This window comes from Rathayibacter sp. AY2B3 (genome assembly GCF_002931755.1).
Classification (GTDB): domain Bacteria; phylum Actinomycetota; class Actinomycetes; order Actinomycetales; family Microbacteriaceae; genus Rathayibacter.
The window spans coordinates 1-15,061 of record NZ_PSUG01000017.1; the positions used below are offsets into that span (position 1 = coordinate 1).

The window sequence follows — 15,061 nt, forward strand, 5'->3', positions numbered from 1 at the left end:
CCCGTGACCGACCCCTGCTCACCCCGGAGGCGGGGCCTCCGGGGTGAGCAGGGGTCGGTCACGGGAGGAACCCGTCCTCGCCGGCGCGGCGGATCAGATCGGCCCGGCGGCTCGCAGGCCGGCCGACGGCGACGTACTTGCGGCGGACGCGCTGCAGGTAGGTCTTCGCGGTCTCGAACTGCACGTTCATCTTGGCGGCGACCTCCGGAGTGCTCGATCCGGACGCGTAGAGGCGCAGCGCCTCCAGCTCGCCGGCGCTGAGCCGCGGGCGCTGCTGCGCCGCGACTCCGGACGGCAGGGGCCGCCACTGCGCGGACGAGACGTCGGCCGAGCGCATCTCGAGAGCGGCGCGGGTCTGCTCCATCACCTCGGCGAGCGAGCGCGACTTCGCCAGATGCCGCACGGCCCCGGCCTTCAGAGCGCGCTCGCGGACCTCGTCGTCCTCGCTCGCGGAGAGCGCCACGACCGCGGCTCCCGCCGCCCGGCAGGTCCGGATCCGCGCCTCGATCGAGATCGGCTCGCGCAGCTCGACGTCCATCACGACCACCTGGGTGGGGAACACGTCGCTCGTCACCAGGTCGTGCCAGGTGGAGGCGGCCACGACGACCTCGAAGTCCGGAGCGTGGGTGCGGATCCACGCGCTCGTCGCCGCGAGCAGGTCCTCGCGCGGGTCGAGCAGGCCGAGCCGGACCGGACGGGGCACCGCGTCGCGGGCGCTCCGGGCGGAGGAGCCCGAGGGCTCACCGGAGCGGGTGACCATGCGGACGATCCTAGCCGCGGCCGGGCCCGGCACCGGCTCAGAACAGCGTCGGCTGCCCGACGCCCGGGAGGATCGCGGCGCGCTCCGGGCCGAGCTCTCCGACCAGCAGCCCGTCGTGCTGGAGGGAGCGCCGCTCGCCGCCGAGGGCCCGCAGAGTCCCGAGCGAGCCGAGGGCCGAGGACTTGACGGAGCCGGTGGCCGGGTCCTCCTCGCCGCGCTCGAGCCCGTGCGCGCGCATCAGCGGGCGGATGCGCGCCGAGAGCCAGCGCCGGTACTCGAGAGGCGCGTAGGCGTCGCGGCCCGGGTAGAGCGCGCGGTACCTGTCGACCAGCTCGGGGTGCTCCTGCCCGAGCCACTGCAGGAACCACTCCTTCACCCCGGGCTTGAGGTAGAGGGTCGAGTACATGATCGTGCTGGCGCCGGCCTCGCGGCACGCCCGCAGCGACTCGTCGAGGTGCGCCCGGGTGTCGGTGAGGAACGGCAGGATCGGCATCAGGAAAACCGAGCAGTCGAACCCGGCCTCCCGTGCCGCGGTGACCGTCGCCAGACGGGCCGCCGCGGTCGGCGCTCCCGGCTCGACGGAGCGCTGGAGACCCTCGTCGTAGACGGCGATCGAGACGCCGAGGTCGACCGGGACGTGCTCGGCGGCCTCGCGGAGCAGCGGCAGGTCGCGCCGCAGCAGCGAGCCCTTCGTGAGGATCGAGATCGGGGTGCCGGAGGCGGCGAGCGCGGCGATGATGCCCGGCATCAGCCGGTAGCGGCCCTCGGCGCGCTGGTACGGATCGGTGTTGGTGCCGAGGGCCACGGGGTGCCGCTCCCAGCTCGGCTTGGCGAGCTCGCGGGTGAGGACCTCGGCGACATTCACCTTGACGACGATCTGGGAGTCGAAGTCGCGACCGCCGTCGAACTCGAGGTACTCGTGCGTGGGCCGGGCGAAGCAGTAGGTGCAGGCGTGGGTGCAGCCGCGCATCGGGTTGATGCTCCAGCCGAACGGCATCGTCGAGGAGGTGTGCACGCGGTTGAGCGCCGACTTCGCGAGCACCTCGTAGAAGGTGATGCCCTCGAACTCCGGAGTGCGCACCGTCCGCACCAGATCGGTGAGCGTGACGAGCCCGGGCAGCGCGGCCTCGTCGGCCGTGCCGATCGACTGTCCGCTCCACCTCATGGAGCCATTAGAACATATGTTCGAACGGCTCGCACCCGATCAGACGGAGGCGGACAGCTCCAGCGTCTCGGCGGTCGCGGTGACCGTCTGCTCGGCCTTCTCGGGCGCGTCGTTGAGCGTCGAGCCGTAGCTCGGCACCAGCGCGCGGATCCGGGGCTCCCAGGCCTTCATCCGGTCGGGGAAGCACTTCTGCACGATGTCGAGCATGATCGGCACGGCGGTCGACGCTCCGGGCGAGGCGCCGAGCAGGCCGGCGATCGTGCCGTCCCCTCCGGTGATGACCTCGGTGCCGAACTGCAGCACGCCGCCCTTCTTCTCGTCCTTCTTCATCACCTGGACGCGCTGGCCGGCCGTGATCAGGTACCAGTCCTCGTCGCGGGCGGTGGGGAGGAACTCGCGCAGGGCCTTCATCTTCTTGCCGCGGCCGGCGAGCACCTCGCCGATCAGGTACTTCATCAGGTCGAGGTTGTCGCGGGCGACCGCGAGCATCGGGCCGATGTTGTGCGGTCGGATCGACAGGGGCAGGTCGAGCCAGGAGCCCCGCTTCAGGAACTTGGGCGTGAAGCCCGCGTAGGGGCCGAAGAGGAGGGACGACTCGCCGTCGACGACGCGCGCATCGAGGTGCGGCACCGACATCGGAGGCGCTCCGACCGCGGCCTTGCCGTAGACCTTGGCCTTGTGCCGGGCGACCAGCTCGGGGTTGTCCGTGCGGAGGAACTGCCCCGAGATGGGGAAGCCGCCGAAGCCCTTGATCTCGGGGATCCCGGACTTCTGCAGCAGGTGCAGCGCGCCGCCGCCCGCGCCGACGAAGACGAAGCGCGCGGTCACGCTCTGCGGCGTGCCTCCGACGACCTGCTTGAGGTCGAGCCGCCAGGTGCCGTCCTTCTGACGGGTGATGTCGGTGACCTCGCGGCCGGTGTCGAGCGTGCCGCCGTGGGCGACGACGTGGTCGAACAGCTGGTGGGTCAGCGAGCCGAAGTCGACGTCGGTCCCGGCGGGCATGCGCGTCGCCGCGTACGGGCCGCCGCCGGCGGGACGCTGCTCCATCAGCAGCGGCGCCCACTCGTGGATGGTCTTGACGCTCTCGGTGAACTCGATGCCGGCGAACAGCGGCTGGTCCTTGAGCGCCTCGTAGCGCTTGCGGAGGTACTCGACGTTGGCCTCGCCGTGCACGAAGGTCATGTGCGGCGCCGGGTTGATGAAGCTGGACGGCTCGCGGATGTCGCCCGACTCCACCAGGCTCGACCAGAACTGGCGCGAGATCTGGAACTGCTCGTTGATCTGGATCGCCTTGGCCGGGTCGACGGAGCCGTCGGCCGCCTCGGGCATGTAGTTCAGCTCGCAGAGGGCCGCGTGACCGGTGCCCGCGTTGTTCCACGGGTTCGACGACTCCTGCGCCACGTCGCCGAGGCGCTCGTAGGCCGCGATGGTCCAGTCGGGCTGCAGCTGGGTGATGAGGGCGCCGAGAGTGGCGCTCATGATGCCCCCACCGATGAGGGCGACGTCGACCGGTTCCGAGGAGTTCACGAGAGACGAGTTTACGCTCGCGCGAGCACGCCGAGGCGGGGAGGGGCCCCGCTCCCCCATCAAATTCGCGGCTTTTCCACCCGGAAGGGGCCGGAGCGCCTGGCGCCGGCCCCTTCCGGCAGGATCAGGAGACGGGCTGCTTCGCCGCGATGAGCTCGGCGATCTGCACGGCGTTCAGAGCCGCGCCCTTGCGGAGGTTGTCGTTGCTGATGAAGAGCGCGAGGCCGCGTCCCTCCGGAGCGCCCTCGTCGGCGCGGATGCGGCCGACGAAGCTCGGGTCCTTGCCCGCGGCCTCCAGCGGAGTCGGCACCTCGCGCAGCACGACGCCGGGCGCGTCGGCCAGCAGCTCGCGCGCGCGCTCGGGGCTGAGGGCGGAGGCGAACTCGGCGTTGATCGAGAGCGAGTGGCCGGTGAAGACGGGGACCCGCACGCAGGTCCCCGAGACCAGCAGGCCCGGGAGCTCGAGGATGCGGCGGCTCTCGTTGCGGAGCTTCTTCTCCTCGTCGGTCTCGTTCGAGCCGTCCTCGACCAGGCTGCCCGCGAAGGGGATGACGTCGAAGGCGATCGGGGCCACGTACTTGTCGGGCGCGGGGAAGGCGACCGCCGAGCCGTCGTGCACCAGGTCGAGCAGGTGCTCGTCGGCGACCGCGGCGCGGACCTGGCCGGCCAGCTCGTTCGCTCCGGCCAGCCCGCTGCCGGACACGGCCTGGTAGGTGCTCACGATCAGGCGGGTGAGTCCCGCCTCGCGGTCGAGGACCTTCAGGATCGGCATCGCCGCCATCGTGGTGCAGTTGGGGTTGGCGATGATGCCCTTGACCGCCTGGTCGATGGCGTGGGGGTTCACCTCGCTGACGACGAGCGGGACCTCGGGGTCCATCCGCCAGGCGCTGGAGTTGTCGATCACGGTGACGCCGGCCGCGGCGAAGCGGGGCGCCTGCGCGCGCGAGCCCGTGGCTCCGGCCGAGAACAGGGCGATGTCGAGCCCCGACGGATCGGCGGTCTCCACGTCCTCGACCACGACGTCCTCGCCGCGGAACGGCAGCGTCGTGCCCGCCGAGCGGGCGGTGGCGAAGAAGCGGATGGACGCGACGGGGAAGTCGCGCTCCTCGAGGAGGCGGCGCATCACCTTCCCGACCTGGCCGGTCGCGCCGACGACGCCCACGTGGAGGGGGGTGCTGCTCATGCTGTGCTCTTTCGTCCGTGCGGCGCGCGGGCCGCTCGTGGCGGGGGGATCGAGGGAGAGGGTACCGGTCCGTCCGGCCGCTCGGGAGGAACGGCCGGATCGCGAGGGTGTCCGGCCGTCAGCGGCCGGTACCGGCGTAGACGACCGCCTCGTCCTCGGCGTCGAGCCCGAAGGCGGTGTGCACGACGCGCAGGGCCTCGTTCACGGTGTCGGCGCGGGTGACGACCGAGATGCGGATCTCGCTGGTGGAGATCATCTCGATGTTGATCCCGGCCTCGTAGAGGGAGCGGAACAGCTTCGCGGAGACGCCGGCGTTGGTGCGCATCCCGGCGCCCACGAGCGCGAGCTTGGCGATCTGGTCGTCGTACTGCAGGGACTCGAAGCCGACCTCGTCCTTCTCGGCGTTGAGAGCCATGAGGACGGTCTGGCCGTCGGCCTTGGGCAGGGTGAACGAGATGTCGGTGCGGGCGGTGGCCGCAGCCGACACGTTCTGCACGATCATGTCGATGTTGGAGCCGGTCTTGGCCACGATCGTGAAGATCTGCGCGGCCTTGCCCGGGATGTCGGGGACTCCGACGACGGTGATCTTCGCCTCGTTCAGGTCGGCGGCGACTCCGGCGATGATGGGCTCTTCCACGGCTTGTCCGTTCTGCTCGGCGCCGGCGGTCTCGGCGTTGTAGACGATGGTGCCCTCGTTGGGGCTGAAGGAGGAGCGCACGTGGAGCGTGACTCCGTGGCGGCGGGCGAACTCGACGGCGCGGATGTGCAGCACCTTCGCGCCCGCGGCGGCCAGCTCGAGCATCTCCTCGCTGGTGATGCGGTCGAGCTTGCGGGCCTTCTTGACGACCCGCGGATCGGCGGTGAAGACGCCGTCGACGTCGGTGTAGATCTCGCAGGTGTCGGCGCCGAGTCCCGCGGCGAGCGCGACGGCGGTGGTGTCCGAGCCGCCGCGGCCGAGAGTGGTGATGTCCTTCGTGTCGCGGTTGAAGCCCTGGAAGCCCGCGACGATGACGACGGCGTTCTCGTCGAGCGCCTCGCGGAGGCGGACCGGGGTGATGTCCACGATGCGGGCGGCGCCGTGCTGCGCGTCCGTGATCATGCCGGCCTGGCTGCCGGTGAAGGAGCGGGCCTCGAAGCCCATGCTCTTGATCGCCATCGCCAGCAGCGCCATCGAGATGCGCTCGCCCGAGGAGAGCAGCATGTCGAGCTCGCGGGGGGCGGGGATGGGCGTGACCTGGTGGGCGAGCTCGAGCAGGTCGTCGGTGGTGTCGCCCATGGCCGAGACGGCGACGACCACGTCGTTGCCCGCCTGCTTGGTGGCGACGATCCGCTTCGCGACCCTCTTGATGCTCTCCGCGTCGGCGACGGAGGACCCGCCGAACTTCTGGACGATCAGGCTCACGTGCTGCTCCCGTGTCGGTGGCTGGACCGCCGTCGCGACCCGACGGGCGAGTCTACCGGTCGACCGCATGCCGGAGCGGTCATGCGACTCCGGCGGCCGCGTCAGTTCTCGACGAGCCGGCGGCCCTCGAAGGCGCGGCCGAGGGTGATCTCATCGGCGTACTCGAGGTCTCCGCCGACGGGCAGCCCGGACGCCAGGCGGGTGATGCGGATGCCGAGGGTGCTGAGCATGCGCGAGAGGTAGGTCGCCGTCGCCTCGCCCTCGAGGTTCGGGTCGGTCGCGATGATGACCTCCTGCACCTCGCCGTCCGCGAGCCGCTGCAGCAGCTGGCGGATGCGGAGCTGATCCGGGCCGATGCCGTCGATCGGGCTGATCGCGCCGCCGAGCACGTGGTAGAGCCCGCGGAACTCGCGGGTGCGCTCGATCGCCGGGACGTCCTTCGCCTCCTCCACGACGCAGATGACCGCGCGGCTTCGGCGCGGGTCGCGGCAGATCCCGCAGGTCGCCTCCTCCGCGACGTTCCCGCAGATGTCGCAGAAGTGCACGCGGCCGCGCAGCTCGAGGAGGATCTCGGCGAGCCGGGTGACGTCGAACGTCTCGGTCTGCAGGATGTGGAACGCGATGCGCTGGGCGGACTTCGGGCCGATGCCGGGGAGCCGGCCGAGCTCGTCGATCAGCTCCTGGACGATGCCTTCGTACATGCGGTCGCCTCCTCTCGGATGGGGCGGACGGGGGTGGCGGGGCGGGCGGTGGCGGAGCGGCGGAGGGGTCTCACGCGCCGGTCACGCGGGGGCCGCGCGGCGTGTGGGGCTGCTCCTCGATGAATTGGGCGCCGAGGATCTCGCGCACGACCGCCTCGCCGTAGCGCTGACGGCCGTCGGCGGTCGCCGAGCGGGTCGTGCGGGTGACGGGACGCGCGGCGGGAGCCGGACGCTCGGCGACGGGGGCGGGCCGCGACGGGGCGGCGGGCTCGGGCGCGGCGGCGGGCTCACCGGGCGGCGCGACGGTCGCCCAGGAGTCGGGCATCGGCGGCTCGACCGGCGGCATGTCCTCCTCCGGCGGCTCCTCGTCGAACGGGGGCTCGTCGCCGGCGGGGGCCGCGGCAGGGACCGGCGCGGCCTCGGGAGCGGAGTCGCGGACGGGAACGGAGTCGCGGACGGGAACAGCGGCAGCGGCGGGTGCCTCGAGGGAAGCGGAGGCGGTCGCGGTCTCGACGGCCGGAGTCGGATCGGCGGGGATCGCCACGGTGGCCCAGCCGTCGGAGCCGGTCGCGGCCGGGACCGACGCAGCCGGGGCGGGCGCGGCGGGCGCCTCGACGGCGGCGCGCTCGGCCTCCGGGGCGGCGGCGCGCGGCTCGACGCGGGCGATGTACTTCACCCGCAGGCCGAGGACCTGCTGGATGGCCTGACGCAGGTACTCGCTGACGCCGGGCTGGCCCGCGGTGCCGGGCATCTTGAAGGACTCGACGTCGTTCTGGCTCGGGAAGGAGAGGGTCAGGACGTCGTCCTTGAGGGCACGCACCTGAGCCGTGTAGGCGACCAGCCAGGCGGTCATCTTCGCCTTCTGCACGACCTCGAGGATCTCGGGCCAGGTGTCCTTCATCCGCTGGAGGGTGACCGCGCCGTCTGCGGGGGCGTCCGGAACGGCTGCAGCGGGGGCGGAGGCGGCCGGCGCGGCGACCGCCGCAGGGGATGCGACGGCCTCGTCCGGCGACTCCTGCTCGATCGGCTCCGGACGAGCCGCCTCGGCGGTCGTCGCGCGCGGGCGTCCGGACGCGGCGGGCGCGGTCTCGTCCGCCTCCGGCGCGGCCGCCGTCTCCTCGGGGGCCTTCACCGGGGGCGCATCGACGGGTGCGGACGCGGTCACCGGCGCCTCGGCGCGTGGAGCGGCCGCGAGGGACTCGGGCACCGAGCCGGGAGCGGCGGCGTGCGAGGCGTGGTGGGGCTCGGGTGCTCGCTGCGGCTCGGACGACCGCGGGGCGGGCGCCGCGGTCTCGCGCGGCGCGGCCACGTGCCGCGGGCGCTCCTCCTGCGCCGCAGCGGGCGCGATGCCGGCGCCGGTGCCGTGCACCAGGGTGCGGGCGACCATCAGCTCGAGGTGCAGGCGCGGCGAGGTCGCACCGGTCATCTCGGTGAGGGCCTCGTTGACCACGTCGGCGATGCGGGAGAGCTCGGCCAGGCCGAGCGCACGGGACTGGCCGGCCATGCGGTCGAGCTCGTCCTGCGAGACGCCGCGGAGCACGGCGGACGCCGCTCCCCCGGTCGCCGCGACGACGATCAGGTCGCGGAGCTTCTCGAGCAGGTCCTCGACGAAGCGGCGCGGGTCCTGCCCCGTCTGGATGACGCGGTCGACCGCTCCGAACGCCTCGGCGGAGTCGTGCTCGGCGAGCGCGTCGACCACCTCGTCGAGCAGGGCCCCGTGGGTGTAGCCGAGGAGGGCGACGGCCCGCTCGTACTCGACGGTCTCGGCCTCGGAGCCGGCCATCAGCTGGTCGAGCAGGGAGAGGGTGTCGCGGACGGACCCGCCGCCCGCACGGACCACGAGCGGCAGCACGCCGGCCGCCACGTGCACGCCCTCGCGCTCGCAGAGCTCCTGCGTGTAGTCGAGCATCTGGGCCGGCGGGACGAGCCGGAACGGGTAGTGGTGCGTGCGCGAGCGGATCGTGCCGATGACCTTGTCCGGCTCCGTGGTCGCGAAGATGAACTTCACGTGCTCCGGCGGCTCCTCCACGATCTTGAGCAGCGCGTTGAAGCCCTGCGGCGTGACCATGTGCGCCTCGTCGAGGATGAAGATCTTGAAGCGGTCGCGCGCCGGGGCGAAGATGGCGCGCTCGCGCAGATCGCGCGCGTCGTCGACGCCGTTGTGGCTCGCCGCGTCGATCTCGACCACGTCGAGCGAGCCCTGGCCCTCGCGGCTGAGCTCGACGCAGCTGTCGCAGACGCCGCAGGGCGTGTCGGTGGGACCCGTCGCGCAGTTGAGGCAGCGGGCGAGGATGCGCGCCGAGGTGGTCTTGCCGCAGCCGCGGGGACCGCTGAAGAGGTAGGCGTGGTTGACGCGGTTGGTGCGCAGCGCCGTCATGAGCGGATCCGTCACCTGGGACTGGCCGATCATCTCGGCGAACGTCTCGGGCCGGTACCGGCGATACAGAGCTGCTACCACCCGACAAGAGTAGCCGCGACCTCCGACACCGGAGCCGGGGCGGCGGAGACGGGAGCGCGCGTAGCCTCGGAGCCGTGCACCCTCCGCCGCCGCTCCCCCGCTTCGACGCCGTCGTGCTCGCCGGGGGACGGGCCTCCCGCCTCGGCGGCGCGGTCAAGCCGCTCCTGCGGCACCGCGAGTCGACGCTCCTCGGCGCGGCCCTCGCGGCCGTTCGGGGAGCCGAGCGGAGGGTCGTGGCCGGACCGCCGTCGCTCGCAGCGGCCGTCGACGGCGCCGAGCTCGTCCAGGAGGATCCCCCGTTCGGCGGTCCGGTCGCCGGGATCTCGTCCGCCCTGCCCCTGCTCGAGCGCGCGGGCGCTCCGGAGTGGGTCGTCGTGCTCGCCGCCGATCTCGTGGCGCCCGGCCCGGCGGTCCGCCGGCTGCTGGAGGAGGCGGCGAGCGCCGTCGAGGACTCCCTCCTGGCCGTCGACGACGACGGCCGGCCTCAGCAGCTCCTCGGCGTGCACCGGCGCTCAGCCCTCGTCGACGCTCTCGCGGCGCTCGGCGATCCCGACGGCGCCTCCGTGCGCGTGCTCCTGCGCGACCTGTCCGTGAGGCTCGTCGCGGTCCCCGCAGGGACGACCGACGACGTCGACGCGCCCGCCGACGCGCTCCGGCACGGGATCGACCTGCCGGGCCCGCGCGGCGCAGACTGAGCGGATGGACGACACCACCGGCCCCCGCCCCTCCGCCTCCGTCGGCACCCGCCCCACCGAGGAGGTGCTCGCCGGCTGGTGGGCCGACCTGTCCTCCGCGCTCGGCCTCGCCGAGGTCCCGGCGGACCCGGACGCCCTGCTCGCCCTCGCCGGTCGCGCTGCGCACGGAGTGGTCCGGCCGGCGGCTCCGCTGACCACGTTCCTCGCGGGCTACGCGGCGGGCCTGGCCGGAGGCGGACGGGACGCGCTCGACGCGGCGCTCGCGGCCTCGCACCGAGCGGTGGACGAGCGTTCGCACGCCTCCTGAGAAGCTACTCCACCGGCCTCGATCCGGCACCAGGCCGACGCCGTACGGTTCCCCCGAGTCCCGGTGCCGCGGCTCGGACCGAGCGCGGCGCAGGACTCCCGCGGCCGACTGCGCCGCGGTCGTCCATCTGAAGGAGCCCCGCATGTCAGGCAACAGAGCCGTCGCCTACAAGTCCCCCGGAGTCGTCGAGGTCATCGACATCGACTACCCCACCTTCGAGCTGAAGGACGGACCCGGCGTCAATCCGGCGAACATCGGGCGGAAGCTGCCCCACGGTGCCATCCTCCGCACGGTCTCCACCAACATCTGCGGCTCCGACCAGCACATGGTCCGCGGCCGCACCACCGCTCCGTCCGACCTCGTGCTCGGCCACGAGATCACCGGCGAGGTGGTGGAGGTCGGCCCCGACGTCGAGTTCGTCAAGGTCGGCGACATCGTGTCGGTGCCGTTCAACATCGCCTGCGGCCGGTGCCGCAACTGCAAGGAGCGCAAGACCGGCATCTGCCTCAACGTGAATCCGGACCGCCCGGGCAGCGCGTACGGCTACGTCGACATGGGCGGCTGGGTCGGCGGGCAGGCCGAGTACGTGATGGTCCCCTACGCCGACTGGAACCTGCTGGTGTTCCCGGACCGCGATCAGGCGCTCGAGAAGATCCTCGATCTGACGATGCTCTCCGACATCTTCCCGACGGGCTTCCACGGCGCGGTGACCGCCGGGGTCGGCGTCGGCTCCACGGTCTACGTCGCAGGAGCGGGACCGGTCGGACTGGCCGCGGCGGTCGGAGCGCAGCTGCTCGGAGCGGCCGTCGTGATCGTCGCGGACCTCAACGAGGAGCGTCTGGCGCAGGCGCGCTCCTTCGGCTGCGAGACGGTCGACGTCTCGAAGGGCGATCCGGCGGGCCAGATCGAGCAGATCCTCGGCGTGCCGGAGGTCGACTGCGGAGTGGACGCCGTCGGCTTCGAAGCGCACGGCAACGGCGCCGACTCGGGGAAGGAGGCGCCGGCGACGGTGCTGAACTCGCTGATGTCGATCACCGCGGCGGGCGGCGCCCTCGGTATCCCGGGGCTCTACGTCACGGGCGACCCGGGCGGAGTCGACGAAGCGGCCCAGGAGGGCTCGCTGTCGATCCGGCTCGGGCTCGGCTGGGCGAAGTCGCTGTCCTTCACCACGGGCCAGTGCCCGGTGATGAAGTACAACCGGCAGCTGATGATGGCGATCCTGCACGACCGGGTGCACATCGCCGACGCGGTCCAGGCCACCGCGATCAGCCTGGACGACGCTCCCCGCGGCTACGCCGACTTCGACAAGGGCGCGGCGAAGAAGTTCGTGCTGAACCCGAACGGCTACCTGGGATGACCGACGGGGCGGGTCCTGCCCAGGGCCCGCCCCGAGCCCCGGGAGAATGGACGGGATGAGCGCGCACGGGCACGAGGCGACCGACTGGGACGAGGCCAGGCGGATCGTCGGCGGAGCGGTCGCACGCTCCGGCGTCGCGACCGTCCCCCTCCTCGACGCGCGGGGAGCCGTCCTCGACCGCGACGTCGCCGCCGCGCGGCCGCTCCCCCACTACGACTCCTCGGCCATGGACGGCTGGGCCGTGCGCGGGCCCGGGCCCTGGCCGCTCGAGGACGGCACCGCCGCTCCGATCGTCACCGGCGCCGCCGTGCCCGAGTGGAGCGACGCGGTGCTGCCGTCCGAGCAGGGCGCAGTCTGCGACGACCTGCTCACGGCGCGGACGCCCCTCCCGCCCGGCCGCCACATCCGGCTCGCGGGCGACGAGGCCTCGCGCGGCGCCGTGCTGGTCGGCGCCGGGACCCGCCTCACTCCCGCGCACCTCGCCCTGCTCGCGGTCGCCGGGATCGACGCGCTCGACGTCCGGCCACCCGCCGCGGTCGACCTGCTCCTCACGGGGGACGAGGTCGACACCGAGGGGATGCCGCCCGCGGGACGGGTCCGCGACGCGTTCACACCGCTGCTCCCCGCGCTGGTCGAGCTCTCGGGCGGAGCCGTGGGAGAGGTCGTGCGCCGCGGCGACGACGAGGACGCGATCGCCCGGACGCTGCTGGCGGGCACGGCGCCGATCCTCCTCACCACGGGTGGGACCGGGCGCTCCCGGGTGGACGCGGTCCGCCGCGCCCTCGATGCGGTGGGGGCGCGCGTCCTCGTCGACGGCGTCGGCATGCGCCCCGGCCACCCGACCATGGCTGCGCTGCTGCCGGGCGGGACGCTGGTGATCGCGCTGCCGGGCAATCCGCTCGCCGCGCTGCTCGCGGCGCTCTCCTTCCTGCCCCCGGCCCTCGACGCGGCGTCCGGCGCCGCTGCCCGCCCCCTCGGCCGGGGTGTCCTCGCCGAGCCGCTCGGGCGCCCGGGGACCACGGTGCTCGTACCCGTCTCCTCCGGCGAGGACGGCTGGCGGGCCTCCGCGGGCATCCGCTCGCACATGCTGACCGGGCTCGCCGCCTCCGAGGCCGTCGCCGTCGTTCCCGCGCCGGGGGCGGCAGCGGGCGACTCCGTGCGCCTGCTGCCGCTGCCCTGGTGAGGCCTACGCCGCCGGCTCGAGGCGGATCACGACCGACTTCGACGTCGGCGTGTTGCTGATCTTCGCGGTCGAGTCCAGCGGCACGAGGACGTTCGTCTCCGGGTAGTACGCGGCCGCGCAGCCGCGGGGCGTGTCGTAGGCCACGACGCGGAACGCCTCCGCCCGCCGCTCGACGCCGTCGGGCCACTCCGAGACCAGGTCGACCATCGCTCCGTCCGCGAAGCCCAGCTCGGCGACGTCGTCGGCGTGGACGAACACCACTCGGCGACCGTCGTGGATCCCGCGGTAGCGGTCGTCCTTCCCGTAGATCGTGGTGTTGAACTGGTCGTGCGAGCGCAGCGTCTGCAGCAGCAGCCTGCCCTCCGGCACCCGCGGGTACTCGAGGGGATTCGCGGTGAAGCGGGCCAGGCCGGAGGGGGTGTCGAAGCGGCGCGAGTCGCGCGGCGGGTGCGGGAGGACGAAGCCGCCGGGCACGTCGATCCGGGCCTCGAAGCCGTCGAAGCCGGGGACGACGTTGGCGATGTGCGAGCGGATGCGGCGGTAGTCGTCGCGCAGTCCCGCCCAGTCGACCCGGGGGACGTTCTCACGGCCCTCGAGCAGCCGCTCCGCGATCCCCGTGAGGATCGCCACCTCCGAGCGCAGGCCCGGGCTCGGCGGGCGCAGGCGGCCCCGGGAGGCGTGCACGGCGCTCATCGAGTCCTCGACCGTGACCCGCTGCTCGCCCGAGCGCTGCACGTCGGAGTCGGTGCGGCCGAGGGTGGGCAGGATCAGCGCGCGCCGGCCGGTGACGACGTGCGAGCGGTTGAGCTTGGTCGAGACGTGCACGGTCAGGGCGAGCGAGCGCATCGCCGCCTCTGTCACTCCGCTGTCGGGCGTCGCCCGGGCGAAGTTGCCGCCGAGCCCCATGAAGACGCGGGCCTTCCCGTCGCGCATCGCCCGGATCGCGGCGACGGTGTCCGTGCCGTGCTCGCGCGGGGAGGAGAAGGAGAACTCTCGGTCGAGCGCGTCGTGGAAGGAGTCCGGCATCCGCTCGAAGATCCCCATCGTGCGGTCGCCCTGCACGTTGGAGTGGCCGCGCACCGGGCAGACGCCGGCACCGGGCTTGCCGATGTTGCCGGTGAGCAGGAGCACGTTGACCACGTCCTTGAGCGTGGCGACGGAGTGGGCGTGCTGCGTGAGGCCCATCGCCCAGCAGACCACGGTGCCCTCGGACGCCGCGATCAGCTCGGCGACGGTGCGGATGCGCGTCTCGTCGATGCCGCTCGCCCGCTCGATCTCGTCCCACTGCACCTCGCGCAGCCCGTGGAGGTACTCGGCGAGGCCGCCGGTGCTCTCGCGGATGAAGGCGTGGTCGAAGACGTCGCCGCGCGCCTCCTCCGCCTCGAGCAGCGCCTTGCCGAGGCCCTGGAAGAGGGCCTGGTCGCCGCCCAGCCGCACCTGGAGGAAGTGATCGGCGAGGGCCGTGCCGTCGCCCAGCGTGCCGCGGACGGTCTGCGGGTTCTGGAAGCGGAGCAGCCCCGCCTCCGGCAGCGGGTTCACGGCCACGATGGTGCCGCCCGCGCGCTTGGCACGCTCCAGAGCGGTCAGCATCCGCGGATGGTTCGTGCCGGGGTTCTGGCCCGCGACGATGATCAGCGGTGCCCGCTCCACGTCGCGCAGGCTCACCGAGCCCTTGCCGATCCCGATCGTCTCGGTGAGGGCGGAGCCGCTGGACTCGTGGCACATGTTGGAGCAGTCGGGCAGGTTGTTCGTGCCGAAGCCGCGGACCATCAGCTGGTAGACGAAGGCCGACTCGTTCGAGGTCCGGCCGGAGGTGTAGAAGATCGCCTCGTCGGGGCTCGCACAGGCGCGCAGCTCCTCGGCCACGAGGTCGAGCGCCTCGTCCCACTCCACGGGCCGGTAGTGCGTCGCGCCCTCCTCGAGCAGCATCGGCTCGGTGAGACGCCCCTGCTGGCCGAGCGCGAAGTCGTCCCACTCCTCCAGCTCCGCGACGGGGTGCGCGGCGAAGAAGGCCGACGTGACGGTGCGGAGCGTCGCCTCCTCGGCGACCGCTTTCGCTCCGTTCTCGCAGAACTCGGCGACGTGGCGCTTGTCGCCCTCGGGCCAGGCGCAGCCCGGGCAGTCGAAGCCGGTCTTCTGGTTCACCCGCAGGAGCGTCTCGGCGCTGCGCACCGGGCCCATCTGCTTGAGCGATATCTCGAGGGCGTGGGCGACGCCGGGGATCCCGACGGCGCGTCTCTTCGGCGACCGGACGGAGAGACGGCTCTCGTCGATCGGACTCTCGCGGGGCTCGGCGTCATCGACCATTCCTGCATCGTACGTC

Annotated in this window: 12 protein-coding genes; 4 read left to right on the forward strand and 8 right to left on the reverse strand. The window is 73.0% G+C overall.

From position 1 onward, the window contains the following. Positions 1 to 58: 58 nt before the first annotated feature. From C5C24_RS07420 to C5C24_RS07450, 7 genes are all read right to left on the reverse strand, one after another. On the reverse strand, positions 59 to 760 hold the full coding sequence (locus C5C24_RS07420) for a LuxR C-terminal-related transcriptional regulator (protein ID WP_146082560.1): 702 nt from the start codon (positions 758 to 760) through the stop codon (positions 59 to 61). 37 nt (positions 761 to 797) lie between these two features. Next, on the reverse strand, positions 798 to 1,925 hold the full coding sequence (locus C5C24_RS07425) for an Rv2578c family radical SAM protein (RefSeq protein WP_104276321.1): 1,128 nt from the start codon (positions 1,923 to 1,925) through the stop codon (positions 798 to 800). A 39-nt stretch (positions 1,926 to 1,964) separates the two neighbouring features. Continuing rightward, a complete protein-coding gene (locus C5C24_RS07430; protein ID WP_104282301.1) occupies positions 1,965 to 3,512 on the reverse strand; it encodes a malate:quinone oxidoreductase in 1,548 nt (515 codons plus the stop codon). A 64-nt stretch (positions 3,513 to 3,576) separates the two neighbouring features. Continuing rightward, positions 3,577 to 4,635 (reverse strand): aspartate-semialdehyde dehydrogenase, encoded by a 1,059-nt coding sequence (locus tag C5C24_RS07435; protein ID WP_104304656.1) that lies wholly within the window; start codon positions 4,633 to 4,635, stop codon positions 3,577 to 3,579. 118 nt (positions 4,636 to 4,753) lie between these two features. Further along, positions 4,754 to 6,037, reverse strand: a complete 1,284-nt coding sequence (locus tag C5C24_RS07440; protein WP_104222160.1) for an aspartate kinase — start codon at positions 6,035 to 6,037, stop codon at positions 4,754 to 4,756. Positions 6,038 to 6,138: 101 nt separating this feature from the next. Next, the gene (recR, locus tag C5C24_RS07445; protein WP_104222157.1) at positions 6,139 to 6,738 is read right to left on the reverse strand and encodes a recombination mediator RecR; all 600 of its coding nucleotides are present in this window, start codon (positions 6,736 to 6,738) and stop codon (positions 6,139 to 6,141) included. A 70-nt stretch (positions 6,739 to 6,808) separates the two neighbouring features. Continuing rightward, the gene (locus C5C24_RS07450) at positions 6,809 to 9,196 is read right to left on the reverse strand and encodes a DNA polymerase III subunit gamma and tau (protein ID WP_104304657.1); all 2,388 of its coding nucleotides are present in this window, start codon (positions 9,194 to 9,196) and stop codon (positions 6,809 to 6,811) included. Between the two features lie 74 nt (positions 9,197 to 9,270). Between C5C24_RS07450 and C5C24_RS07455 the strand changes: the two genes are divergently transcribed. The 4 genes from C5C24_RS07455 to C5C24_RS07470 all read left to right on the forward strand — a co-directional run bounded on the left by C5C24_RS07455 (position 9,271) and on the right by C5C24_RS07470 (position 12,738). Then, positions 9,271 to 9,891: a molybdenum cofactor guanylyltransferase gene (locus C5C24_RS07455; RefSeq protein WP_258065084.1), complete on the forward strand. Its 621-nt coding sequence runs from the start codon at positions 9,271 to 9,273 to the stop codon at positions 9,889 to 9,891. A 4-nt stretch (positions 9,892 to 9,895) separates the two neighbouring features. Next, positions 9,896 to 10,198 carry a DUF6457 domain-containing protein gene (locus C5C24_RS07460; RefSeq protein ID WP_219812846.1) on the forward strand — a complete coding sequence of 101 codons (303 nt, stop codon included), beginning with the start codon at positions 9,896 to 9,898 and terminating at the stop codon, positions 10,196 to 10,198. Positions 10,199 to 10,340: 142 nt separating this feature from the next. After that, on the forward strand, positions 10,341 to 11,555 hold the full coding sequence (fdhA, locus tag C5C24_RS07465; RefSeq protein WP_104225123.1) for a formaldehyde dehydrogenase, glutathione-independent: 1,215 nt from the start codon (positions 10,341 to 10,343) through the stop codon (positions 11,553 to 11,555). A 55-nt stretch (positions 11,556 to 11,610) separates the two neighbouring features. Next, a complete protein-coding gene (locus C5C24_RS07470; protein ID WP_181135499.1) occupies positions 11,611 to 12,738 on the forward strand; it encodes a molybdopterin molybdotransferase MoeA in 1,128 nt (375 codons plus the stop codon). A gap of 3 nt (positions 12,739 to 12,741) precedes the next feature. On the opposite strand, the gene C5C24_RS07475 is transcribed toward C5C24_RS07470, so the two are convergent. After that, entirely contained in the window at positions 12,742 to 15,045 is a 2,304-nt protein-coding gene (locus C5C24_RS07475; RefSeq protein WP_104304659.1) for an FdhF/YdeP family oxidoreductase, read from the reverse strand. Positions 15,046 to 15,061 lie beyond the last annotated feature (16 nt).

Coding starts and splice junctions, on each gene's coding strand:
- C5C24_RS07425 (WP_104276321.1), bottom strand. CDS start 1,925: ATGAGGTGGAGCGGACAGTCGATCGGCACGGCCGACGAGGCCGCGCTG.
- C5C24_RS07435 (WP_104304656.1), bottom strand. CDS start 4,635: ATGAGCAGCACCCCCCTCCACGTGGGCGTCGTCGGCGCGACCGGCCAG.
- C5C24_RS07420 (WP_146082560.1), bottom strand. CDS start 760: ATGGTCACCCGCTCCGGTGAGCCCTCGGGCTCCTCCGCCCGGAGCGCC.
- C5C24_RS07475 (WP_104304659.1), bottom strand. CDS start 15,045: ATGGTCGATGACGCCGAGCCCCGCGAGAGTCCGATCGACGAGAGCCGT.
- C5C24_RS07430 (WP_104282301.1), bottom strand. CDS start 3,512: ATGGGGGAGCGGGGCCCCTCCCCGCCTCGGCGTGCTCGCGCGAGCGTA.
- C5C24_RS07470 (WP_181135499.1), top strand. CDS start 11,611: ATGAGCGCGCACGGGCACGAGGCGACCGACTGGGACGAGGCCAGGCGG.
- fdhA (WP_104225123.1), top strand. CDS start 10,341: ATGTCAGGCAACAGAGCCGTCGCCTACAAGTCCCCCGGAGTCGTCGAG.
- recR (WP_104222157.1), bottom strand. CDS start 6,738: ATGTACGAAGGCATCGTCCAGGAGCTGATCGACGAGCTCGGCCGGCTC.
- C5C24_RS07460 (WP_219812846.1), top strand. CDS start 9,896: ATGGACGACACCACCGGCCCCCGCCCCTCCGCCTCCGTCGGCACCCGC.